The organism is Actinomadura sp. NAK00032 (genome assembly GCF_013364275.1).
Lineage (GTDB): Bacteria > Actinomycetota > Actinomycetes > Streptosporangiales > Streptosporangiaceae > Spirillospora.
On sequence record NZ_CP054932.1, the window covers coordinates 7041730 to 7065247 of the forward strand.

General features: G+C 74.9%; 19 protein-coding genes. 8 read left to right on the forward strand and 11 right to left on the reverse strand.

The annotated features are described in order from the left end of the window. Position 1 precedes the first annotated feature (1 nt). From selD to selA, 3 genes are read right to left on the reverse strand one after another with little or no spacing between them, the layout of a single operon-like run. Entirely contained in the window at positions 2 to 1009 is a 1008-nt protein-coding gene (gene selD, locus HUT06_RS32155; protein ID WP_176199129.1) for a selenide, water dikinase SelD, read from the reverse strand. Next, the gene (locus HUT06_RS32160) at positions 1006 to 2772 is read right to left on the reverse strand and encodes a SelB C-terminal domain-containing protein (RefSeq protein WP_176199130.1); all 1767 of its coding nucleotides are present in this window, start codon (positions 2770 to 2772) and stop codon (positions 1006 to 1008) included. Before HUT06_RS32160 ends, selD begins: the two co-directional genes overlap by 4 nt. Continuing rightward, positions 2769 to 4085 carry an L-seryl-tRNA(Sec) selenium transferase gene (gene selA / locus HUT06_RS32165; protein ID WP_176199131.1) on the reverse strand — a complete coding sequence of 439 codons (1317 nt, stop codon included), beginning with the start codon at positions 4083 to 4085 and terminating at the stop codon, positions 2769 to 2771. The genes HUT06_RS32160 and selA overlap by 4 nt, the downstream gene beginning before the upstream one ends. Before the next feature lie 195 nt (positions 4086 to 4280). Between selA and HUT06_RS32170 the strand changes: the two genes are divergently transcribed. Continuing rightward, positions 4281 to 5525, forward strand: coding sequence for a CdaR family transcriptional regulator (locus HUT06_RS32170; protein WP_254715491.1), 1245 nt, complete (start codon positions 4281 to 4283; stop codon positions 5523 to 5525). A gap of 3 nt (positions 5526 to 5528) precedes the next feature. Here the strand turns inward: HUT06_RS32170 and HUT06_RS32175 are convergent, their stop codons facing one another. From HUT06_RS32175 to HUT06_RS32185, 3 genes are all read right to left on the reverse strand, one after another. After that, complete coding sequence (locus tag HUT06_RS32175) at positions 5529 to 7289, reverse strand: fatty acyl-AMP ligase (RefSeq protein ID WP_176199132.1); 1761 nt, start codon at positions 7287 to 7289, stop codon at positions 5529 to 5531. Beyond that, a complete protein-coding gene (locus HUT06_RS32180; protein WP_176199133.1) occupies positions 7286 to 8263 on the reverse strand; it encodes an acyl-CoA desaturase in 978 nt (325 codons plus the stop codon). The genes HUT06_RS32175 and HUT06_RS32180 overlap by 4 nt, the downstream gene beginning before the upstream one ends. 97 nt (positions 8264 to 8360) lie before the next feature. Continuing rightward, positions 8361 to 9647 carry a lipase family protein gene (locus HUT06_RS32185; RefSeq protein WP_176199134.1) on the reverse strand — a complete coding sequence of 429 codons (1287 nt, stop codon included), beginning with the start codon at positions 9645 to 9647 and terminating at the stop codon, positions 8361 to 8363. A gap of 206 nt (positions 9648 to 9853) precedes the next feature. On the opposite strand from HUT06_RS32185, the gene HUT06_RS32190 reads away from it, so the two are divergent. Then, positions 9854 to 11038: an MFS transporter gene (locus HUT06_RS32190; RefSeq protein ID WP_176199135.1), complete on the forward strand. Its 1185-nt coding sequence runs from the start codon at positions 9854 to 9856 to the stop codon at positions 11036 to 11038. 13 nt (positions 11039 to 11051) lie between these two features. Here the strand turns inward: HUT06_RS32190 and HUT06_RS32195 are convergent, their stop codons facing one another. Beyond that, positions 11052 to 11621, reverse strand: a complete 570-nt coding sequence (locus tag HUT06_RS32195; RefSeq protein WP_176199136.1) for a hypothetical protein — start codon at positions 11619 to 11621, stop codon at positions 11052 to 11054. Between the two features lie 172 nt (positions 11622 to 11793). On the opposite strand from HUT06_RS32195, the gene HUT06_RS32200 reads away from it, so the two are divergent. After that, positions 11794 to 13236, forward strand: a complete 1443-nt coding sequence (locus HUT06_RS32200) for a hypothetical protein (protein ID WP_176199137.1) — start codon at positions 11794 to 11796, stop codon at positions 13234 to 13236. A 3-nt stretch (positions 13237 to 13239) separates the two neighbouring features. On the opposite strand, the gene HUT06_RS32205 is transcribed toward HUT06_RS32200, so the two are convergent. Further along, entirely contained in the window at positions 13240 to 14034 is a 795-nt protein-coding gene (locus tag HUT06_RS32205; protein ID WP_176199138.1) for an IPT/TIG domain-containing protein, read from the reverse strand. A 184-nt stretch (positions 14035 to 14218) separates the two neighbouring features. Here HUT06_RS32205 and HUT06_RS32210 point away from each other — a divergent pair, with 184 nt between their 5' ends. The 3 genes from HUT06_RS32210 (at position 14219) to HUT06_RS32220 (ending at position 17359) form a co-directional block, all read left to right on the forward strand. Continuing rightward, on the forward strand, positions 14219 to 15907 hold the full coding sequence (locus HUT06_RS32210) for an ExeM/NucH family extracellular endonuclease (protein ID WP_176199139.1): 1689 nt from the start codon (positions 14219 to 14221) through the stop codon (positions 15905 to 15907). Positions 15908 to 16008: 101 nt separating this feature from the next. After that, positions 16009 to 16317, forward strand: a complete 309-nt coding sequence (locus HUT06_RS32215) for a hypothetical protein (protein ID WP_176199140.1) — start codon at positions 16009 to 16011, stop codon at positions 16315 to 16317. Positions 16318 to 16372: 55 nt separating this feature from the next. Continuing rightward, complete coding sequence (locus tag HUT06_RS32220) at positions 16373 to 17359, forward strand: LLM class flavin-dependent oxidoreductase (RefSeq protein ID WP_176199141.1); 987 nt, start codon at positions 16373 to 16375, stop codon at positions 17357 to 17359. 37 nt (positions 17360 to 17396) lie between these two features. Here the strand turns inward: HUT06_RS32220 and gabT are convergent, their stop codons facing one another. Next, positions 17397 to 18770 (reverse strand): 4-aminobutyrate--2-oxoglutarate transaminase, encoded by a 1374-nt coding sequence (gabT, locus tag HUT06_RS32225; RefSeq protein ID WP_176199142.1) that lies wholly within the window; start codon positions 18768 to 18770, stop codon positions 17397 to 17399. 91 nt (positions 18771 to 18861) lie between these two features. On the opposite strand from gabT, the gene HUT06_RS32230 reads away from it, so the two are divergent. Both HUT06_RS32230 and HUT06_RS32235 read left to right on the forward strand, forming a co-directional pair. Further along, complete coding sequence (locus HUT06_RS32230) at positions 18862 to 20367, forward strand: PucR family transcriptional regulator (RefSeq protein ID WP_176199143.1); 1506 nt, start codon at positions 18862 to 18864, stop codon at positions 20365 to 20367. 4 nt (positions 20368 to 20371) lie between these two features. Next, the gene (locus HUT06_RS32235) at positions 20372 to 21799 is read left to right on the forward strand and encodes an aldehyde dehydrogenase family protein (protein ID WP_176199144.1); all 1428 of its coding nucleotides are present in this window, start codon (positions 20372 to 20374) and stop codon (positions 21797 to 21799) included. On the opposite strand, the gene HUT06_RS32240 is transcribed toward HUT06_RS32235, so the two are convergent. Further along, entirely contained in the window at positions 21796 to 22845 is a 1050-nt protein-coding gene (locus HUT06_RS32240; RefSeq protein WP_217711552.1) for an alpha/beta hydrolase, read from the reverse strand. The genes HUT06_RS32235 and HUT06_RS32240 overlap by 4 nt on opposite strands. Before the next feature lie 54 nt (positions 22846 to 22899). After that, the gene (locus tag HUT06_RS32245; RefSeq protein ID WP_176199145.1) at positions 22900 to 23511 is read right to left on the reverse strand and encodes a hypothetical protein; all 612 of its coding nucleotides are present in this window, start codon (positions 23509 to 23511) and stop codon (positions 22900 to 22902) included. Positions 23512 to 23518 lie beyond the last annotated feature (7 nt).

A 23518-nucleotide genomic window follows, 5' to 3' on the forward strand; every position in this document is an offset into this window, starting at 1 on the left:
CCTAGCGGACGACCAGCGGGTGCTCGCCCGCCGGGACCAGTTCGCCGATGACCGGCTCGCCGGGGATCTCGCCCGCGACGAGCAGGCCGCCGGAGGTCTGCGCGTCGGCGAGCAGGAGGCGGTCCTCTTCGGGAAGGTCGCGGAAGTCGGTGTGCGGGGCGACCCAGTCGAGGTTGCGGCGGGTGCCGCCGCTGACGTACCCGGCGCGCAGCGACTCGCGGGCGCCGTCCAGGTACGGGACGGCGGCGGCGTCGACCACGGCGGTGACGCCGGACGCGCGGGCCAGCTTGTAGAGGTGCCCGAGCAGCCCGAAGCCGGTCACGTCGGTGGCGCAGGTCGCGCCCGCGTCGAGCGCGGCGGCGGAGGCGTCCCGGTTCAGCGCGGCCATCGCCGCGACGGCGTGCGGGAAGACCTCCCCGGTCGCCTTGTGCCGGTTGTTGAGCACCCCGACGCCGAGCGGCTTGGTCAGGGTGAGCGGCAGGCCGGGCTTGCCGGTGTCGTTGCGCAGCAGGGCGGCGGGGTCGGCGACGCCGGTGACGGCCATGCCGTACTTCGGTTCGGGGTCGTCGACGCTGTGGCCGCCGCCGACATGGCAGCCCGCCTCGGCGGCGACGTCCAGGCCGCCGCGCAGCACCTCGCGCGCCAGCTCGAACGGCAGGACGCCGCGGGGCCAGGCGAGCAGGTTCACCGCGACGAGCGGGCGGCCGCCGACGGCGTACACGTCGGACAGGGCGTTGGCGGCGGCGATCCGCCCCCAGTCATAGGGGTCGTCGACGACCGGGGTGAAGAAGTCGGCGGTGGCGACGGCGGCGAGCCCGCCGCGCGAGCCGGGCAGCCGGACGACGGCGGCGTCGTCGCCGGTGTCCAGCCCGATGATCAGTTCGCCGTTGGGGGCCTCGGGGGCGGTGGTCAGGCCCGCGACGACGTCCTCCAGCTCGCCGGGCGGGATCTTGCAGGCGCAGCCTCCGCCGTGCGCGTACTGCGTCAGCCGCTTCGCCGTCTCGGTCATGTCGTCCTCTCCGTACAGCGCCGCCGGAGGTCGTCCACCCGGGTGGTGTAGCCCGCCGCGTCGAGGTGCTCCAGGAGCGGGACGGCGACACGGCGGGTGGTGCCGAGCGCGCGGCGCGCCTCGCTCAGCGTGAACGGGCCGCCGAGGCCCGCGAGGAGCGCGGCGGCGCGGGCGTCGTCGCCGGGCAGCAGCACGATGCCGCCGCCGACCTTCAGCAGCGCGCCGGCCGCCGCGGCGGCGGCGAGCATCTTGGGGGTGAGGCCGAGGTCGGCGAGCCGGCCGGCGTCGGGGGCCTGGAACGGCGCCTCGGCCAGGTCGCGGCGGACGGCGTCGACGGCCGCCCGCACGGGCGGCGGCAGCTCCGGCGCGGTGGCCCGCCCGTAGATCCGGCCGTCGCGCTGGTGCAGCCCGTCGGCGAGGGCCTCGACGAGGGCGCGGTCGGGCAGGCCGAGGGCGCGGCGGGCGGCGTCGGCGGGCAGCCCGGGGTCGGTCGGGTGCGCGGCGGCGTGCTCCTCGACGGCGGTGATGAGGCGCTTGCGGAGGTCCTCCCAGTGGTCGGGGTCGGCGAGCCAGTCCCCCGCGACGGGTTCGGACGGGGCGGGCACGCCCATCGCGGCCAGTTCGGCCCGCGTGATCAGGCGCCGGCGGCGGAGCTCGCCGGCGCCGTCGGGCCGCCCGCTGATCGCGGCGAGTTCGCGGGCCCGCGCCGCCGCCGCGCCGCGCCGCCGGAACGGCTCCGGGCGGACGTCCAGCACGGTGACCCCGGCGGGGACGCGGTGGGCGCCGGGGTCGCGGAGCAGCGCGACGTCGCCGACCCGCAGCGGCAGCGGCCGGCGCAGCGCGAGCCGCGCGGTGTCGGCGCCGAGCGGCCGCACGTGGACCGGCACCGCCGCCGACCCGACGTGCAGGGTCAGCTCGCGCGGCAGGTCGCCGGCCGGTTCGCCGCGCAGCCGCACGTCGACGACGTCGGCGGTGAGCCAGCGTCCGGGGGTCAGCAGGGCGTCGCCGCGGCCGGCCCGCCGGACGTTCCCGTGCAGGTTGACGGCGACGCGGGCGACGGCGCCGATGCCGTCGTGGTCTTCCTTGAGGCTCTGCAGGCCGCGCACGCGCACCAGGTCGCCGCCGATGGCGAGGCGGTCGCCGACGTTGATCGTCCCGGCGCCGAGCGTCCCGGTCACGACAGTGCCCCGGCCCCGGATGGTGAAGATCCGGTCGGTCCAGAGCCGCACGTCGGCGTCCAGGTCGGGGGCCGGGAGGGACGCGGTGAGCCGTTCCAGCGCAGCGCGCAGCTCGTCCAGGCCCTCGCCGGTGGCGCCGCTGACCATGACGGACTCGACCGCGCCGAGCGAGGTGCCCGCGATGTGCGCGAGGGCCTCGTCGCGCGCCAGCTCGGCCAGTCCGTCGCCGGCGAGGTCGCTGCGCGTGACGGCGAGGAGGCCGTGGCGGACGCCGAGCGCGTCGAGCACCGCGAGGTGCTCCTCCGACTGCCGCTGCCAGCCCTGGTCGGCGGCCACCACGAACAGGACGGCCGGGGCGGGCCCGACACCGGCGAGCATCGTGGTGACGAGCCGCTCGTGACCGGGGACGTCCACGAACGCGAGCCGGTCGCCGCCGGGGAGGGTCGTCCAGGCGAAGCCCAGCTCGATCGTCAGGCCGCGGCGGCGCTCCTCCTCCAGCCGGTCGGGCTCCATCCCGGTGAGGGCGCGGACGAGCGTGGACTTGCCGTGGTCGACGTGCCCGGCGGTCGCGACGACGTGCGTCATCGCGCCGCCGCCCGGACCGCCTCGGCCACGGCGTCGTCCTCGTCCGGGGGCACGGCGCGCAGGTCGAGCAGGCACCGCCCGTCCTCGACCCGGCCCATCACGGCGGGGACGCCGCGCCGCAGCCGGGCCGCGAAGGGCTCCGGCAGCGCGACCGCCGCGCTCGGCAGCACGACGCCGGGCGCGCCGCCGCCCCCGACGGCCGCGTCGCTCTCCACGGGCACCGCGTCGATCCCGGCGTCCCGCAGGCGGGCGGCGAGCCGCTCGGCCCGCTCCCGCAGCGCGGCGGCGTCGGCGCGCAGCGCCTGCTCGGTCGGGGTGCGCGGCCCCCGGACGGTCGCCTCCAGCGCGGCGAGCGTCATCTTGTCGACGCGCAGCGCCCGCGCCAGCGGATGGCGGGCCAGCGTGCGGACCAGGTCGTCCCGCCCGAGGACGAGCCCGCACTGCGGCCCGCCGAGCAGCTTGTCGCCGCTGGCCGTGACGAGGTGCGCGCCCGCCTTGAGCATGGACGCGGCGTCGGGCTCGTCCGGCAGCAGCGGTTCGGGCGCGAGCAGGCCGGAGCCGATGTCGGCGACGACCGGGACGCCGAGCCCGGTCAGCTCGGCGACGCCGGCGCTCCGGGTGAACCCCTCGATCCGGAAGTTGGACGGGTGCACCTTCAGGATGAACCCGGTCCGCTCGCCGACCGCCGCCGCGTAGTCGTCCGGCGAGGTGCGGTTGGTGGTGCCGACCTCCCGCAGCCGCGCGCCCGTCGCGGCGAGCAGCTCGGGGATCCGGAAGCCGTCGCCGATCTCCACCATCTCGCCGCGGCTGATGACGATCTCCCGGCCGGGCGCGAGCGCGGTCGCGGCCAGCACGAGCGCCGCCGCGCCGTTGTTGACGACGTGCGCGGCCTCCGCCTGCGGCACCCGCTCCAGCAGCGCCGCCAGCACGGACCGGCCCCGCCCGGCCCGCCGCCCGGTCTCCAGGTCCAGTTCCACGTCGGTGGCGCCCGACGCCACGGCCACGGCCTCGCGGGCCGCGTCCGACAGCGGTGCCCGCCCGAGGTTGGTGTGCAGCAGCACGCCGGTCGCGTTGATGACGGGGCGCAGGCCCGACGCGGTCGGCGGCAGTGACCCGACCGCGGTGTCGGCCACCGCGTCCGGCGGGATCTCGCCCGCGCGGGCCCGCCGCTGCGCCCCGACGACCGCCGCCTTGACCACCCCGCGCCCGAGCCGGCCGGCCGCCGCGGCGAGCCGCGGGTCGGCGAGCAGCACATCGGTGCGGGCGATCCGCCGCCGCCCGTCCTGCCCGGCGGGCACGGCCGCACGATCCATCAGGCGCACCTCCGATGCAGAGCGCTACCCGTCCAGCATCGCACCGAAACGGGCGCCGCGCCGCGCCCGGAACCGGCCCGCCGATTGCGCCGCCGATGACAACGGCCCCGGGGGCATTGTCAACGGTGTGAGTGTCATGTGTGACGCGGGTTACTTAGCCTGGCGGCCCTGGTGTCCGCTGACGGAGGTGACGCTTTGACCGAGCTGCACGAGAGGTCCGCGGCGGCAGGCGGCCTGTCCGGTGAGCCCTGGCGGGACGTACCGCGCGAGGAGGCGCGGTGGCTGCGCCCGCACCTGTCCGCCCTCGTCGACACCATGGTGGAGGGCGTGCTCCGCAACGTCCCCGAGTACGCCCGGCCCGACGACCCCGTCTACACCGAGGTGATGCGGGTCGCGGTGATGCGCGGGATGGAGCACTTCATCCAGCTGATCGCCGACCCGGACGCGTCCTGGAAGGAGGTCCACCAGGTCTTCTTCGACATCGGGTACGGGGAGGCGATGGAGGGCCGCTCCCTGGAGCACCTGCAGAACGCGCTGCGGGTCGCGTCGCGGACGGCGTGGCGGTACCTGTCGCGGGAGGCCGACCGGCTGCAGAAGCCGCGCGAGCTGGCGATCTCGCTGACCGAGGTGAACTTCGCCTACCTGGACCTGCTGGCGTCCGCCGCCGCGCAGGGCTACGCGCGGGCGCGGGAGAAGGCGGCGGGCGAGCGCGAGCAGCGGCGCGGCCGGCTGCTGAGCCTGCTGCTGTCGGACCCGCCCGCCCCGGCGGACGTCCTCGCCGAGCAGGCGAACCTCGCCGGCTGGGCGCTGCCCGAGCGGCTCGCGGTGATCGTGCTGCTGCCGCGCCCCGGCAGCGGCGGCGAGGGCCCGGCGGGGCTGCCGCCGCTGCTGCTGAGCGGCCTGGACCGGGGCCGGCCGTGCCTGGTCATGCCGGACCCGGACCGCCCCGGCGGCACCGGCCGGCTCACCGCGCCGCTCGGCGGCTGGACCGGCGCGGTCGGGCCGTCGGTGCCGACCGCGCAGGCCGGCGTGTCGCTGCACTGGGCGCACCGCGCCCTCGACCTGATGGCGGACGGCCGGCTCACCCCGGCCGCCCCCGGGACGCTGGTGCACGCCGACCAGCACGTGCCCGGCCTGCTGCTCCAGGAGGGCTGGACGCTCGCCGAGGCGGCGGCGCGGCGGCGGCTGGCCCCGCTCGCCGCGGTCGGCGCGCACCGCGGCTCCCGGCTCGCCGCGACGCTGCTGGAGTGCCTCAAGCACGGCTTCAACGCGACGGACGCCGCCGAGGCGCTGTGCGTGCACCCGCAGACCGTCCGGTACCGGCTGGCGCAGCTCCACGAGCTGTTCGACTACGACATCGAGGACCCGGCGATCCGGCTGGAGCTGATGCTGCTGCTCCCCGTCTGGCTGCGGGACGCCCCGGACGGGGAGCAGGCGTGAGCGTCACTCCCTCCCGGCGGGGGTCCGGGTGACCGGCAGCGTGCCGTCGAGGTAGGCGCGGCGGCAGGCCGACCGGGCGATCTTGCCGCTGCTGGTGCGGAGCAGGCCGCCCGGCTCGATCAGCACGAAGTCGTGGACGCGGAGGTCGTGCTGCTGCTTCACCGCCGCCCGCACCGCGCGCGCCGCGTCCGCCGGGTCCAGCAGCGCGACCGGGACCCGCCGGTTCCGCTCGGCGATCACGACGAGGCCCTCGGTGTCGCCGGTCTCGACCGACACCGCGCAGGTGTACTCGCGGCGGATCGCCTTGTGCGCGCCGGACACGGTGAACTCGATGTCCTGCGGGTAGTGGTTGCGGCCGTCCACGATGACCAGGTCCTTGATCCGGCCGGTGACGAACAGCTCGCCGCCGTGCCGGACGCCGAGGTCGCCGGTGCGCAGCCACGGCCCGCGCGGCAGGTCCCCGACCGTGCCGGACAGCTCCGCCTCGAACGTCTCCCTGGTCGCCTCGGGCCGTCCCCAGTAGCCGGCCGCGACGTTCGGGCCGTGCACCCAGATCTCGCCGACGGAGCCGTCCGCGAGCCGGACCCCGGTCGCGGGGTCGACGATGGCGACGTGCTGGCCGTAGGACGTCCCGCACGCGATCAGCTGGATCGCGCCGGGCGCGCCGGCGTCGCAGGGCTCGGCGGTGCCGCGGCGGAGCCGCTCGTGGTCGAACGCCACCCGGGTCGGCGTCCGGAACCGCGACGACGCCGACACGTACACGGTCGCCTCGGCCAGGCCGTAGGCGCACACCTGCGCCTCGGGCCGCAGCCCGCAGTCCTTGAACGCCTCGTAGAAGCCGGTGAGGGTGCTCTCCCGGATCGGCTCCGCGCCGTTCATGAACACCTGCACGCCGCTGAGGTCGAGCTTCTGCTTCTCCTCCTCGGTGACCTGCGCGGTGAGGTACTCGTAGGCGAAGTTGGGGCCGCCGGTGAACGCGTGCTTCTGCGCGCTGAGCAGCTCCAGCCAGCGGACGGGGCGCATGATGAACGCCACCGGGTCCATGATGACGCCCGGGTTCCCGTAGACGAGCGGCAGCGCCACCGTGGTGACCAGGCCCATGTCGTGGAACACCGGCAGCCAGTTCACGCCGGACGACTCGCGCGGGATGCCCTCGAACGTCCGCCACAGCTGCTCGGCGTTGGTCGCGAAGTTCCCGTGCGTGATGATGACGCCGGCCGGGGTCCGGGTCGAGCCGGAGGTGTACTGCAGGTAGGCGACGTCGCCGGGGTCGGTCGGCTCCGGCGCCCAGTCGAGCGCCGGGTCCACCTCGTCGGTGACGATGACCTCCTTCGGCGCGCGCACCCCCTCGCCCGCCAGGAACGCCTCGACGTGCGGCAGCGACGCGCGCGTGGTGAGCACGACGTCCGGCTCGGCGTCCCGGTAGACGGCGAGCAGCCGGTCGCCGTGGCCGGGCAGGTCCGGGGAGAACAGCGGGACGCCGATGGCGCGGGCGTACATCGCGCCGAGGAACCCCGTCACGTAGTGCAGGTCCTGCGGGGCGAGCAGCGCCACCCGGGCGCCGGGCTCGGCGGCGCGGCGGATGGCGGCGGCGACGGAGCGGGCGCGCCGGTCCAGCTCGCCCCAGGTGACATCGGTGGCGACGCCGTCCGGGTCGGTCATGTAGTCCATGAACGTGTACGCGCGGTCGCCGGGGAAGTCCTTGGCGAACCGGGCGAGCCGCTCGATCAGCGGGGTCCGGTCGAGTTCGGGGACGTCGGTCATGCTGCTTCTCCGTTGGCGGTGGCGCTGTCGGCGGTGGTGCGGCGGGCGGCGAGGCGCTCGTGGTCGGGCCAGCGGACGTCCCAGACCCAGCCGAGCCGCTCGAACAGCCAGATGACGCGGGCGCTGATGTCGATCTGGCCCTTCAGGACGCCGTGCCGCGCGCAGGTCGGGTCGGCGTGGTGCAGGTTGTGCCAGGACTCCCCGAACGACGGGATCGCCAGCCACCACACGTTGCGGGCCTTGTCGCGGGTCTTGAAGTCCTCCCTGCCGAACACGTGGCAGATCGAGTTGATCGAGAACGTCACGTGCTCGCCGACGAACACCCGCATCAGGCCCGCCCAGAACAGCGCGGTGAGAGCGCCGTGCCAGGACTGGGTGAGCAGCGCACCGAGGCCCATCGGGACGAGGAACGTCGACAGGACGATGACGGCGTACACGGGGTCCAGGGACAGGAACCGGATGTCCCGGTCCTTGAGCAGGTCGGGCGCGTACTTGCTGCGGGACGTGCGGTCCTTGCTGAACAGCCAGCCCATGTGCGCGTGGTACAGGCCCTTGGTGAGGCCCCACACGCCCGGCCCGTAGGCCCACGGCGAGTGCGGGTCGCCCTCCTGGTCGGAGTACTTGTGGTGGCGGCGGTGGTCGGCGACCCACCGGACGACCGACCCCTGCATGGCCTGCCCGCCGAGGATCGCGAGCGCGATCCGCAGCCACCGCCTGGCCTTGAAGCCGCCGTGCGTGAAGTGCCGGTGGTAGCCGACCGTGACGCCGAGGGCGTTGAGCGGATAGAGGAAGGCGAAGATGGCGACGTCCGTCCAGCCGAGGCCCCATCCCCACAGGAAGGGGACGGCCGCCAGCAGCCCGAGGATCGGCGCGACCACGAACACCACGACCGCGACGCGCTCGGGCAACGGGACCGTGCCCGAGATGTCGGGCTGCGGGGTTCGGCTGCCGGCGTCGGCGACACCCGCTGTCATGTTCGGACTCCTTAGTGGTGAGGCGTGCGGGGAGCCCCGCTCACGGGGTCCGGGCCGCCGGTCGTCCCGGCGGCCCGGCCCGCGGGCGGGGGGAGGGTCAGCAGTTGCCCGTGACCGGCTTGCCCTCGAACCGGTCGCCGAGGAAGTTCGTCACGTCCCCGGCGGCGCCCCAGTCGGTCGACAGGTGCTCGGTCGGGTAGGTGTTCTTCCAGGTGGTGTTGATGCCGGCCGTGCAGTACGCCTGGCGGGTGGCGTCCTCGGTCTCGTGCGGGATGATCTCCTCCAGCCAGCCGCGGTACTGGAAGACCGGGAAGCCGATCTTGTACTTGGCGGCGGAGGCGGGGGTGCCGATGTCCACGCCGAGCTTCTGCCGGTCGACGATCTCGCCCCAGGTGGTGCCGTCCGGGCCCTTGAGCGCGTAGAGCTGCTCCAGGCTCAGCCTGTCCTTGGAGAAGTTCTCGATGCGGGCGCCGAGGAACACCGCGAGCGTCCCGTACAGGCAGTTGGACTTCACGTCCTCGATGGCCTGCGCGCCCTTGTCGTTCATCAGCTCGGTGAACGGCATCTCCGGGTAGGCGGCGTTCAGGCCGACGAGCGCGTCGGCGAGGAAGCCCGCGAAGAAGCTCCCGTTCAGCTGCTCGGCGGTCAGCTTCAGGTCGCCGGGCACGCCGCCCGCCGCCGCGCCGGCCACGTCCAGCTCGGGCGCGTAGGACGCGGCGAGCTGCGCGCCCCACAGCGCGGCGGCGCCGCCCTCGGAGTAGCCGGAGATGCCGACCTTGCCGTCGGCGGCGAGCGTCCCGCCGGGGATCCGCCGGGACGTCCGGACGGCGTCGAGCAGCGCGTGCCCCGCGTTCGCGCCGATCATGTACGTGTGGACCTGCCCGTTGAGGTACCCGACCCCGTCGGTGGCGGCGACCGCGAACCCGGCCTTGAGGAACAGGGTCAGGTTCGCGCCCTCGTACATGTCGACGAACTGCCCGGCGAGTTGCTTGGAGAACGCGCACTGCAGGCCGGAGCCGAGCGTGCCGGGGTTGAACGCGACGGTCGGGCGCGAGCCGCCCTTCGTCCAGGCGGCGTCGGGGACCGCGACCGTCCCCGTCACCACGTTCTTCGCGCCCTTGACGTCGGTCGAGACGTAGCGGACCTTCCACGCCTTCATCGGGACGTCACCGGGGATGTTCGTCAGCTTCGCCGGGCGGCAGGCGAGCAGGTCGCCCGGGTTCCCGGTGACCGCGGCCGGCGGCGCCGCGTAGATCTCGGCGTCGGTGGCGTCGCACCCCGGCGGCGCGGCCCTCTCCGGGGCGGCCAGTGCGGGCGGCGCGGCGACGGGCACCGCCAGCGCCGCGCCGAGCACGGCGGTGCTGAAGAGGGTACGGAGGCGCATTCTCGCTCCAGGGGATGGGACTGGAAACCGAATGCTGACGACTGTGCCGATCACGCTCCGCGCGCGGAATGAAGTCTCCTCACAGGGTCGCCCCCCGTTCTTAGCAACGAACCCAAACCGTCCTCCAGCCCCCACCCACCACCATCCAACGGACGAGCTCCGCTCGGCGACCGGGCTGGTCCGATCGGTCGCCTAATGTCGGGTTGATGAGCGAGTCACTCCGGGGCGCCGAGCGCAGCGGCGGCGCCCGTCCGCGCCTGGTCACGCGGCCGCTTGCGGTGCTGTTCGCGGCGACCTTCACGAGCCTGACGGGCGTCTTCCTGCTGATGTCGGTCGTCCCGATGTACGCGGTGGACGGCGGGGCCGGGCAGGCGGGCGCGGGCCTCGCCACCGGGGCGCTGATGCTGACGACGGTGCTCGCCGAACTCGCCCTCCCCCGGCTGCTCACCCGGTTCGGGTACCGGGCGGTGTTCGCGGTCGGCACGCTGCTGCTCGCGCTGCCGACGCTCGCGCTGCCGCTGTCCTCCGGGCTGCCGATGGTGGTCGGCGCGAGCCTGGTGCGCGGGCTCGGCTTCGGCGTGGCGGTGGTCGTCCCGAACGCGCTGGTGGCGGCGCTCGCCCCGGCGGAGCGGCGCGGCGAGGCGCTCGGCCTGTTCGGCATCACCGCCGGGGCACCGGCGGTGCTCGCGCTCCCGCTCGGGGTGTGGCTCGCCGACCGGGTCGGCTACGAGCCGGTGTTCCTCGCCAGCGCGGTCGTCTCGCTCGTCACGCTGGCGGTGCTGCCCGGCGTCCCGCGCGGGCTCGCCGCGCCGTCCGCGCCCTCGGCGGCGCCCTCGGCGCAGCGGCCGCTGGGGGTCGTCGCGGGGCTGCGGTCGCCGGCGCTGCTCCGCCCGGCCGCCGCGTTCGCCGCGACCGCGATGGCGGCGGGCATCCTGATCACGTTCCTGCCGGAGGCGGTGCCGAACGGGGGCGTCGCGGCGGCGGCGCTGTTCGTCCAGCCGGCCGCGACCACGGCCGCGCGCTGGTGGGCGGGCCGCGTCAGCGACCGGCACGGCGCCGCGCGGCTGCTGCCGCCCGCGCTGGCCGTCTCGGGGGCGGGCATGGCGCTGCTCGTCCTCGTCCCGCACCCGGCCGCCGTGTTCGCCGCGATGGCCGTGTTCGGCGCGGGCTTCGGCGTCACGCAGAACGCGAGCCTGTCGATGATGTACGAGCGGGCGCCCGCGTCGGCCTACGGGACGGTCAGCGCGCTGTGGAACATCGGCTACGACGGGGGCATGGGCGCGGGCGGCGCGGCCTTCGGCGCCGCCGTCGCGCAGACCGGCTACCCGCTGGCCTTCGGGCTGACGGCCGCCGTGATGCTGCTCGCGCTGCCGCTGGCCCGCCGCTCCTGACCGGAGCCCGCCCCTAACCGGGGTTCGCGGGCAGGAGGCCGGAGGTCTCCAGGTAGTGGCGCCCCCTGGGGGTGAGGTCCCAGGCGTTGTGGCGCCACTCCTTGCGGCGCCACACGACGCCGGCCGACAGCAGCCTGCGGCCGACCCGGCTGATCTCGGTCTCGTCGGTGCCGAGCTCGGCGGCGAGCTGCTGGTTCGACAGGCCCTGCCGGCGGGACACCGCGACGAGGAAGCGCGCCGCGTACCCGTCGGGCTGCAACGCGAGCTGGAGGCCGGACGGGAGCCGCTTCAGCGCCCAGTGCACGACGTCGATCAGCCCGAGGATGCGGCCGCGCTGCTCGCGCTGCGCGGCGTCGAGGCGGTCGACGTCGAGGTAGTGCCGGTGCAGCCACTGGAGGCCGTCCTGGCATTCGGTCAGCGCCGGCTCGTCCGCGCTCAGCGACGCGTCGGTGATCAGCATGCCGAGCGCCGAGAAGTGCCCGTCGCTGATGATCTTGGCGTGCTCCATCGCGTCGAGGAGGCGCCGGATCTCGGCGCGGCGGTCGTGGGCGGCGGGGGCGGGATCGCTGTCGGTGGTGTGCACGGCTCACTCCTAGATCGACGAGCAGCACCGGACACCTCCAGCGTGCGGGCATGCCAAGTGAATGTCAAGTGACGCGACTCTCTGTTGCAGAGGACACGGTCTGGCGAGCTCAGGAGGGTTACCATCGAGCCACCAGCCGTGACCGTGCCTGTCAATCCCCCCGGGGGCGCCTATGACGGGTCAGTTGGCCGCAGCCGTCTATCCGGCCGATCCAGCTGATCTCTTCGTCCAGCTCTACGACTCGATGCCCGACGACGTCTTCCAGGGCTGGACGGCAACGCGCTGGTACGAGAACGAGCGGGTGCGAAGCCGCGCGAACGAGATCGCCGAGACCGTGCTGGAGAACGGCGCCCTCGATCCCGCGGCCACCGCGGAGATCATCCTCGAGCGCGGGGACCTCGGGCGGTTCACCCTCCTGCTCGGCCTCGACATGGCGCTCGCGCACGCCAATCCGTACGCCCCCTTCCACGGGGCGCCCGCGCTGGCCGGCGTGCTCGTCACCTACCTCACCGAGGGCAAGTTCAACGGGCCCGCCACGACCGGCGCGCTGCTGCCCCGCTGCGCCTTCCCCGGCCGGCCGCGCGGGCTGCGGTCGAAGGCGGAGTTCTTCGGCGTGCACCGCGTCCCGAAGCGCGAGTGGGACATGATCGACCACAGCGTCCTGCCCACCGTGCACGACCCGCACTTCAACCGGGACGAGCCGGTCGCGGTCGGGTGCGCGCCGGTGCTGGAGACCTACGACGACGTCGAGATCGAGTTCGCCGAGCGGGGCGGCGGCACCGTCTACCGGCTCCGCCCGATGGACTCCTCCGGCCTGCGCAGCCGCATCAAGGCGATCGTCCGGCGGCTGGACGAGTCCGGCGCGCAGCTCGCCGTGATGCCGGAGGCGTCGCTGTCGGACGCGCTGCTGGAGCACTGGAAGGAGGTCGCGTTCGACACCGCCGCGCGCGACCGCCCGCTGCGCTTCCTCATGCTCGGCACCGGCCCGCTCGGCGGCGGCGACCCGCCGCCGAACCGCGCCGTCCTGCTCGACCGCTGGACGGGCCGGGAGCTGCTCGTCCAGGACAAGCTGTCCGGGTTCACGCTCGACCCGGCGCAGGTGCGGCTCTGGCGGCTGCCCGACGCGCCGGACGCCGGCACCGCCGCCGAGCACCTGCGGCCCGGCCGCAAGGTCAGCGTGCTCGACTCCTCGCTCGGCCGGCTCGCCGTGCTGATCTGCGAGGACCTCGGCCGCTCGATCCGCTGGGACCGGGAGCTGCTGGCCTGCGGGGTGTCGCACCTGCTCGTCCCGATCTTCTCCAAGCCGATCCTGGAGTACCGGTGGGAGGACCAGGGCGCCGAGCGGCAGATCACCGAGCTGGGCGCCTGGGTGACGGTGTCCAACAGCCTCGCGGTCGGCGCCGCGATCCCCGACGCCGACCTGCCCGGCCCCCGCTACACCTGCCTGGTCGCGGGGCCGGAGAGCCTCGACCGCACCGCCTACGCCAGCGACCGGCAGTTCGGGGTCGCGCGGACGGGCGCCGAGCTGGGCCGCCTGCCCACCTCGGAACTGCCCCGGGTCTTCCCCGGCGCCGCCTACGAGGCCTGGCACGCCCACTGGCGCGACGAGGAGTAGCCGTCACTCGACGGTGAACGGCTCCGGGCTCGCGGTGCCGCCCGCCGGGGTGTAGACGATGAGGCAGCCGGAGGCCGCGCCCGTCGGGACGGTCGTCCGCAACCGCGTGTCGGTCACGTCGGTGACGGGGGCGCGGGCGGGCCCGAAGCGGGCGCCCGTCGCGGCCGCCAGCCCGCTGCCGTGGACGGTCACCGCGGTGCCCGGCGGGCCGCTCACCGGCTCGACCAGGGTGATGCGCGGCGCGAGGGCCTGGTCGCGGCCGGGCGGCGCCGGCGCGAGGAGCGTCCCGAAGACGGTGCGCAGCTTCTCGGCGGTCTCCCGGGAGAACAGTCCGACGAGCGCGGCGATCGCCGCCATCCCGTAGGGGTTGATGTCGGCGGCGCCGCCCGCCGGGGAGGTCAGGCCGCCGCGCAGCACCAGATAGACGATCAGCGCGAACAGCGCCCCGACGAACGGGAGGAGCAGGTACATCATCAGCCAGCTCCGGCGCAGCGCCCGGTTCCCGACGTACCAGTAGAACGACCGCAGCACGTGCACCACGCCGCCGAGCGCGCCGGCGGTCATCACCACCACGAACAGGCTCGCCTCCCGCGACAGGGACGGCGACCAGCCCGGCAGGCGGACGGTCGTGCTGCGCACGGGGATCTCGGTGCGCCCGTCCGGCGCGGTCACCGGGGCGGGCGGCCACGCCTGGACGAGCACGACCACCAGCACCGCCGTGAACGCGAGGAGGACGGCCGCCACCGCGAGGACGTCCCGGGTGCGGGCGTACTGGGATCCGACCGGCGACTCGGCCACTTCTCTCCTTCGGCTCGACTGCTCCAGCCGGTTATCCCTTCTGGCGTGCGGACCGTTTCGCAAACGGGCGCGTTCGCAAAGGCCGGGTCGAGCGGTGCCCATGATTAGGACAATCCGTTGCAAATTGATGGAGTATTCATTAACGCTTCGCCGACTCGCCGAAGCCGAGCCCTACTCTCCCGCCATGCGCCGAACAGCAGCAGCATTCGCGACCGTGCTGGCCGCCGGCCTCGCCGCCGGCGTGCCGGCCGCCGCCGCGGCGGAGCCGCCCACCTGCGGCACTCCCGCCGACCACCAGATCGCCGACGTCCAGGGCGGCGGCGACGCGAGCCCCGTCGCCGGGCGGACCGTCCGGGTCGAGGGCGTCGTCACGGCCGACTTCCAGCGGCCCGACCAGCTCAAGGGCTTCTTCGTGCAGGACCCGACGCCCGACCGGGACCCGCGCACCTCCGACGGGCTCTTCGTCTACTCCACGCGGGAGGTGTCGGTCGGCGACCGCGTCCTCGTCTCCGGCAAGGCCGTCGAGTACAACGGGCTGACCGAGCTGTCGCCCGTGTCCGCGGTGGACGTGTGCGGCACCGGCCGCGTGGCGCCGGCCCGGGTGAGCCTCCCGCTGCGGGACGGCGCCACGCTGGAGCGGTACGAGGGCATGCTGCTGCGGTTCGGGCAGCGGCTCACCGCCACCGAGGTCTACCAGCTCGGACGGTACGGCCAGGTCACCGTGTCGGCGGGCGGCCGGCTCTTCCAGCCGACCGGCGGGCACGGCTCCACCCAGGCCGCGAACGACGCGCGCAAGCTGCTCGTCGACGACGGGTCGAACGTCCAGAACCCGGAAGCGATCCCGTACACCGACCCGCGCGTCCTGCGCATCGGCGACTCGGTGAACGGGCTCACCGGCGTCCTCGACTACGGGTTCGGGGAGTACCGCCTGGAGCCGACGAAGACGGCGCGTTTCGCCAACACCAACCAGGCGCCCAAGAAGCCCCGGCACGTGGGCGGCGACGTGCGCGTGGCGAGCTTCAACACGCTCAACTGGTTCACCACGCTCGACAAGCGCGGCGCGGACACCGCCGCCGAGCAGGAGCGGCAGCTCGCCAAGCTGACCGCCGCGCTCACCGGCCTGGACGCCGACGTCGTCGGCCTCATGGAGGTCGAGAACAACGGCGACACCGCGGTGAAGGCGCTCGTCGACCGGCTGAACCAGCGGGCCGGGGCCGGGACGTACGCGTGGGTGCGGCATCCCTACCCCGGGACGGACGAGATCCACGTCGCGCTCATCTACAAGCCGGCGAAGGTCGCGCCGGCCGGCGCGGCGCGGTCGTCGCAGGACCCGGTCTTCGACCGGCCGCCGCTCGTCCAGACGTTCCGCCCGGCGTCCGGCGGGACGGCGTTCACGATGATCGTCAACCACTTCAAGTCGAAGGGCTGCGGCGGCGCCACCGGCCCCGACCAGGACCAGGGCGACGGGCAGGGCTGCTACAACGCCCGCCGCGTCGCCCAGGCGAAGGCCATCGCGGAGCTGGCGGGCGGCATGCCGAACCCGCTCGTCGTCGGCGACCTCAACGCCTACGGCGCCGAGGACCCGGTGAAGGTGCTCGCCAAGGCCGGGCTCGCCTCGCAGACGCAGCGCTTCGTCCGCCCCGCCGACCGCTACAGCTACGTGTTCGACGGCCAGTCGGGCGAGCTCGACCACGCGCTGGCCGGACGGTCCCTGTCGCGCCGCGTGACGGGCGCGACGATCTGGCACATCAACAGCGACGAGCCGGTGTTCCTCGACTACAACACCGAGTACAACCCGGCGAGGTTCTACCGGCCGGACGCGTTCCGCTCGTCCGACCACGACCCCGTCCTCCTGGGACTGAACCTGCGCTGACGCTTGTTGGCCGGCCGCCAGAAACCGGCGGCCGGCCTCTCGCGTCCGGCGGTCACCACGCGTATGATCCACGTCACAGTCCTAGTGATCGGTGCGCAGAGATGACCGCAACCGCCCCCATCGCCGCCCCCTCGCCCGCCCCCTCACTCGCCTTCGGCATCGGCCCGGACGGGACGTACACCCGGGTCGGGCAGACCGCCGCCTTCATCCTCGGAACCTTCACGATGCTGGCGTTCTTTCCGCTGGCCGTGGTCGCCGCGCTGCTCTACACCCGCGCCGAGACCCGGTTCGCCGAGAACCCGGCGCGCGCCCGCGCGCTCGTGACCTGGTCGTGGCTCTGCATCGGGATCCCCGTCGCGATCGGGGCGGTGATCGCCGTGCTGGTCGCCGCGTACCAGTTGCTGTCGTAGCCCTCTTCCCGCACCGGCGGGAAGAGGACCGCCGTCCGGCGGGTTGGCACACGGTATGACCGTGCGCTTCTCCGTCCTCGATCTCGCCCCCGTCGTCAGCGGCTCCACGTCCGGCCAGGCGCTGCGCAACACCCTCGACCTGGCCCGGCACGCCGAGCGGCTCGGCTACCACCGGTACTGGCTCGCCGAGCACCACGCGATGCCCGGCATCGCCAGTTCGGCGACGGCCGTGCTGATCGGGCAGGTCGCGGCGGCCACGACCGCGATGCGGGTCGGGTCGGGCGGCATCATGCTGCCGAACCACGCGCCGATGGTCGTCGCCGAGCAGTTCGGGACGCTGGAGGCGCTCTACCCGGGGCGCATCGACCTCGGCCTCGGCCGCGCGCCCGGCACCGACCAGGCGACCGCGCTGGCGCTGCGCCGCTCCCCCGACGCGCTGTCGGTGGACGACTTCCCCGAGCAGGTCATCGAGCTGCGCGAGTACTTCGGCGCCGAGAGCACGGTGACGCCCGCCGCCGGGAACGAGCCGCCGATCTGGCTGCTCGGCTCCAGCGGCTACAGCGCCCGCCTCGCCGGGCTGCTCGGGCTGCCGTTCGCGTTCGCGCACCACTTCAGCGCCGAGAACACCGTCCCGGCGCTGACGCTGTACCGCGACTCGTTCCGCCCCGGCGCGCTGCGGGAGCCGTACTCGATGATCGGCGTGTCGGTCACCGCCGCCGACAGCGACGAGCGGGCGCGGGAGCTGGCGGCGCCGCAGGCGCTGGGGTTCCTGCGGCTGCGGCAGGGCCGGCCGGGGCCGCTGCCGACGCCCGCGGAGACCGCCGCGCACCCGTACACGCCGCTGGAGCGGCAGATGATCGACGCGCGGCTCGGCGACCAGGTCATGGGCGCGCCGGAGACCGTCCGCGCGCAGCTGGACGCGCTGATCGAGCGGTCGGGCGTCGACGAGGTCATGGTCGTGACGCAGGTGTTCGACCACGCCGACCGGCTGCGCTCGTACGACATCGTCGCCGACCTCTACAAGGAGAGCTTCGCGGCCTGACGCCGGGCAGGGGGCGGCCCGGCGCCGAGCCGCCCCCTCACTCCTCGGCGAACGCCTCCGCCAGCACGTCCAGGCCCTCGGCGAGCAGCTCCTCGGGGATGACGAGCGGCGGCAGGAAGCGCAGCACGTTCCCGTACGTCCCGGTCGTCAGGACGAGCAGGCCCCGCTCGTGGCAGCGCCGCGCGACCCGCGCGGTGAGGTCGGGGTCGGGGTCCTTCGTGCCCGGCCGCACCAGCTCGATCGCGACCATCGCGCCGCGGCCGCGCACGTCCCCGATCGCGGGATGCCGCGCGGCCAGCTCCCGCAGCCGGGGCAGCATGGTCTCGCCGATCCGGCGGGCGCGCTCGGTGAGCTTGCCGTCCTCGATCTCGGCGAGCACGGCCAGGGCCGCCTCGCAGGCGAGCGGGTTGCCGCCGTAGGTGCCGCCGAGCCCGCCGCCGTGCACCTTGTCCATGATGTCGGCGCGGCCGGTGACGGCGGCGAGCGGCAGCCCGCCCGCGATGCCCTTCGCGGTCGCGACCAGGTCGGGGACGATCCCCTCGTGCTCGCAGGCGAACATGTCGCCGGTGCGGGCGAAGCCCGTCTGCACCTCGTCGGCGATGAACAGCACGCCGTTGGCGCGGCAGAACTCGGCGAGCGCCGGCAGGAAGCCCGGCGCGGGCTCGATGAACCCGCCCTCGCCCTGGATCGGCTCGATCAGCAGCGCCGCGACGTTCGTCGCGCCGATCTGCTTGGTGATCTGGTCGATGGCCTGCGCCGCCGCCTCCGGGCCGCAGTTCTCCGGGCCGGTCGGCCAGCGGAACGGGTAGGCGAGCGGCATCCGGTAGACCTCGGGCGCGAACGGGCCGAACCCCTGCTTGTACGGCATGTTCTTCGCGGTGAGCGTCATCGTCAGCAGCGTCCGGCCGTGGTAGCCGTGGTCGAACACGACGACCGCGTCCCGCCCGGTCGCGTACCGGGCGATCTTGACGGCGTTCTCCACGGCCTCCGCGCCGCTGTTCACCAGGAACGACCGCTTCTCGTGGGTGCCGGGCGTGATCCGGTTGAGGTTCTCGCACACCGCCACATACGACTCGTAGGGCGCGACCATGAAGCAGGTGTGGGTGAACCGGTCGGCCTGCGCCTTCACCCGCGCGGCGACGCGCGGGTTGGCGTTGCCGACGCCCGTCACCGCGATGCCGGAGCCGAAGTCGATCAGCGAGTTGCCGTCGACGTCGACGATCACCCCGCCGCCCGCGTCCGCCACGTACACCGGCAGCACGCTGCCGACGCCGGGCGGCACCGCCGCGGTGCGCCGTTCCTGCAGTTCACGGGAGCGCGGCCCGGGGATCTCGGTCAGCACGCGGCGTTCCTGCGGCGGCGCGCCGCCGCTCGCCCCGGTCGCGCCGAGGGCGGAGTCCTGGCTGGTCATGGCCTGAACATAAGCCGGGAGCCGCCTACGATGAACCGTACGGGACGGCGAAATCCGTCCGGCGAGGTAGACACTTTGCACAGGGATTGACATGCCGCCCACGCTGGCCGCCGTGGCCGCCCTCCCGCAGCTCGGCCTGCGGTCGCGCACCGGGCCGCTGCCGGACGCGCCCGTCGTGTGGGTCGCGGTCAGCGAGCTGGAGGACCCGACCCCGTTCCTGGAGGGCGGCGAGCTCGTCCTCACCACCGGCATGCGGCTGACCCCGGCGAACGCCGCCGGGTACGTGTCCCGGCTGGTCGGGCGGGGCGTCGCCGGGCTCGGGTTCGCGGTCGGGGTGATCCACGAGAGCGTCCCGGCGGAGCTGCTCGCGGCCGCCCGCGGCCAGGGGCTCGCGCTGCTGGAGGTGCCGCGCCCCACCCCGTTCATCGCCGTCGGCAAGGCGGTGTCGCGGATGCTCGCCGCCGAATGGTACGAGGACGTCACCCGCGCGTACCAGGGCCAGCGGGAGCTGACCCGCGCGGCGCTCACCGGGCCCGGCGCGGTCGTCACCCGGCTGGCGCGGCTGCTCGGCGGCTGGGCGCTGCTGCTGGAGGCGTCCGGGGCCGTCCGGCACGCCGAACCGGCGGGCGCCCGCGACCGGGCCGGCGCGCTCGCGCCCGAGCTGGCGCGGCTGCGGCGCCGTCCCGCCAAGGGCGATCCGGCGGGCGGTCCGGCGCGGGGCGGTCCGGCGGCGAGCCTCGCGCTGTCCGACCGGGACGACCACATCGCCGTGCAGCGGATCGGGCTCGGCGGGCGCCCGCGCGGGTTCCTCGCGGTGGGCACCGGCGCGCCGCTGCCGCCCGCCGCGCACACGCTCGTCGGCGCGGCCGTCGCCCTGCTGACGCTCCAGTCGGAGGGGCCGCGCACCGGCCGCGACCTGCGCGCCTCCCTCGCCGCGCTGCTGCTCGGGCGGCCCGGCGACGGGCCCGCGGTGCCGCGCGGGCCGGTGCGGGTGCTGGCCTGCGCGGGCGGCACCGCCGTCCTGGACGCGCTGGAGTCCGACCCGGCGGGGACGCGCTGCCCGGCGGTGCCGCTGGACGGGCACGTCGCCGTCATCGTCCCCGACGAGCTGTCCGGGACGGTCGAGGCGCTGCTCGCCGGCACCGGCCCGGTCGGCGTCGGCACCCCGGCGTCCGGGGATCTGGCGGCGGCCCTCCGGGAGGCCGAGGAGGCGCTGGCGGCGGCGCGGCAGACCGGGAGGGACGTGCTCCGCTACGCCGACCTGCCCGGGCAGGGCGTCCTCGGCCTCCTCGACCCGGCCGTCGCCCGCGCCTTCGCCGACACGCTTCTCGCGCCGCTGCGGAAGGAGGAGCTGGTGGAGACCGTCCGGGCCTATGTCGCGGCCAACGGGCAGGGGGAGGCGGCGGCGCGCGCGCTGGGCGTCCACCGGCACACCCTCCGCGCGCGGATGCGCAAGGCCGCCGAGCTCCTGGGACGCGACCCGGACGACCCGGCCGTCCGCGCCGAACTGTGGATCGCGCTCGCCGTCACGTCCAGTCGAGGCGACCGGATTGGACATCGTGGAGACTCCCATTCGGGCCTGCCGGAGATAGCGTGAACGCATGAACGCGACCCCATTCTGGCTGGCCGGCCGGCCCGAGACCGGTGACGGCGAGCTGACCGTGACGCACCCCTACGACGGCCGCGTGGTCGGGACGGCGGCCGTCCCGACGCCCGCGCAGGTGGAGGAGGCGATCGCCGCCGCGGACGCGGTCCGCCGGGAGGCGGCGGCGCTGCCGCTGCACGTGCGGGCCGAGGCGCTCGCGCACGTGTCCGCGCGGATCGCCGAGCGGGCCGAGGAGATCGCCCGGCTGATCACCGCCGAGAACGGCAAGCCGCTGCTGTGGGCGCGCGGCGAGGTGACCCGCGCGATCTCGACGTTCCGGTTCGCCGCCGAGGAGGCCCGCCGCTTCAGCGCCACCACCCAGCGGCTCGACACCGACCCGGCCGCCGAGGGCCGGATGGCCTACATCACCCGCGTGCCGCGCGGCCCGGTGCTCGGCATCTCGCCGTTCAACTTCCCGCTGAACCTCGCCGCGCACAAGATCGCCCCGGCGATCGCGGCGGGCACCCCGATCGTGCTCAAGCCGGCGCCCGCCACGCCGCTGTCGGCGCTGCTGCTCGGCGAGCTGCTCGCCGAGACCGACCTGCCCGCCGGGATGTTCTCGATCCTGACGGTGCCGAACGACCGCGCGTCCGGCCTGGTCGACGACCCGCGGCTGCCGATCGTGTCGTTCACCGGCTCGGTGCCGGTCGGCTGGGCGATCAACGACCGGGCGCCGCGCAAGCACGTCACCCTCGAACTCGGCGGCAACGGCGCGGCCGTCGTCCTGCCGGACGCCGACCTCGACTGGGCCGCCAAGCGCATCGGGCTGTTCGCCAACTACCAGGCCGGGCAGAGCTGCATCGCCGTCCAGCGCGTCTACGTCGACCGGTCCGTGTACGAGGAGTTCGTGCCGAAGCTGGTCGACACCGTCGCCTCGCTCGTCACCGGCGACCCGTGGGACGACAAGACGCAGGTCGGCCCGCTCGTCAGCCGGGAGGCCGCCGAGCGCGTCGAGTCCTGGGTGGACGAGGCCGTCGCGGCGGGCGCCAAGGTGCTGACCGGCGGCACCCGCGAGGGCGCCGCCTACGCCCCGACCGTCCTCGCCGGCGTCCCCGCCGACGCCAAGGTGTCCCGCGAGGAGGTCTTCGGCCCGGTCATGCTCGTCCAGCCGGTGGACGGCGTCGACGAGGCGTTCGCGCTCGTCAACGACTCCAAGTTCGGCCTCCAGGCGGGCGTGTTCACGCGCAGCCTCGACATCGCGTTCCGCGCGCACCGCGAGCTCGACGTCGGCGGCGTCGTGATCGGCGACGTCCCCTCCTACCGCGCCGACCAGATGCCCTACGGCGGCGTGAAGGACTCCGGCGTCGGCCGGGAGGGGCTGCGGTCGGCGATGGCCGACTACACCGAGGAGAAGGTCATGATCCTGACGGGCCTGCCCCTCTAGTCCCGGTCCCGGGGCCCCGCGTACAGCCCGGTGCGCAGGGCCCCGGCCGCCTCCGACAGCGCCTCTCGGGCCCGCCCGCCCAGCGACCAGGTGTTCGCGAAACCGTGGAAGAGGTCGTCCTGGCGGCGCAGCGCGACCCGCGCCCCGTGCTTGTCCAGCCGCTTCGCGAACTCCTCGCCCTCGTCCCGCAGCGGGTCGAAGCCCGCCGTCGCGATGTAGGCGGGCGGGAACCCGCTCAGGTCGTCGGCGAGCAGCGGCGACGCCTTCACCTCGGCGCGCCGCTCCTGCGGGCAGTAGTGGTCGCCGAACCACGTCATGTCGGCGTCGGTCAGGTAGAACCCCTCCGCGAACAGCGTCCGCGACCGCCGCCGGTCGGACAGGTCGGTCGCCGGGTAGAACAGCAGCGCGAAGTCGGGTGTGCGCTCCGCGAGCAGCCCGACGACCGCCGCGAGGTTGCCGCCCGCGCTGTCGCCGCCGACCGCGATCGCCCCGGGGTCGGCGCCCAGCTCCGCGGCGTGCCCGACGGCGTACGCGTAGGCGGTGAGCGCGTCGTCCGGCGCGGCCGGGTAGGGGTGCTCGGGGGCGAGCCGGTAGTCCACCGACAGCACCCGCACCTCGGCGTGCACCGCCAGGTACCGGCACACCGTGTCGTGCGTGTCGAGGTCGCCGATGACCCAGCCGCCGCCGTGGTAGAAGACGAGCAGCGGCGACCCGTCCGGGAGGGCCTTCGGCGTGTAGAGCCGGGACGGCACCCCGCCCGCGTCGACCGCCCGCGTGCGCACCGGCCGCGCGGGCATCCCCGGCAGCAGCGGCTTCGTCCGGGCGAGGCCGGCCCGCGCGTCCGCGACGGACCCGCCGGCCAGCCGCCGCTCACCGTCCAGCCGCATCATCATCAGCAGCAGCTGCGCGTCCAGCGCCAGCTCCTGCCCGTCCCGGCGCACCGGCGCCCCGACGATCAGCCGCTTCACGGGTTCCGGCAACGCGAAGACGCCTCGCAGCATCCGACCGGACACCGACGGCGGCACCATCTCGACCAACGAGGCCACACAAACCTCCAACGCGGGGGGAAATGCCGCATACCGTACTCGGGCGGGTTCCCGCTAGGCGAGGGCGCGTCGCCGGTAGTACGCGACGGTGACGGCGGCGAGCAGCGGCCCCCACGCCAGCAGCGGCGCGTAGGAGAGGACGCCGAGCACCCCTTCCCAGCTGTTGAAGTGGATGGGGAAGCCGTCCGGCAGCGGGCGCCCCTGAATGGTCTTCTGGAACACCAGGCAGTTGACCACGGACACCGTCCACAGCACGGTCAGCACCGCCGCGCCGACCGACGCGGGGATCACCGCGGCCATCGTCGGCACCCGCCGCCCCCGCAGCCCCGGCACCCACCGGGGGAAGACCTCGCCCCACCGCGCGATCAGCCCCACGGCGGTGAAGGCGATCAGCTCCGACACCAGCGACAGCACCACGACGTAGGCCTCCATGGGCAGCCAGCCCGGGAGGTCGCCCCGGCCGTCCCCCGGCCCCAGGCCGTCCCCGTCGATGATCGGCAGGTGCAGCGCGAACGCCGCGACCCGCCACAGCCCCGCGGGCAGCACGGTGAACGGGATGGCCAGCGCGGCGATCCGCGCCCACCGCGGGACCCCGTCGACCGCGTCATGCGCGCTCCGCCACCCGGCCCGGACCCGCTCGGCCGGCGATATGGTCATGACCGTCATCGCGGTC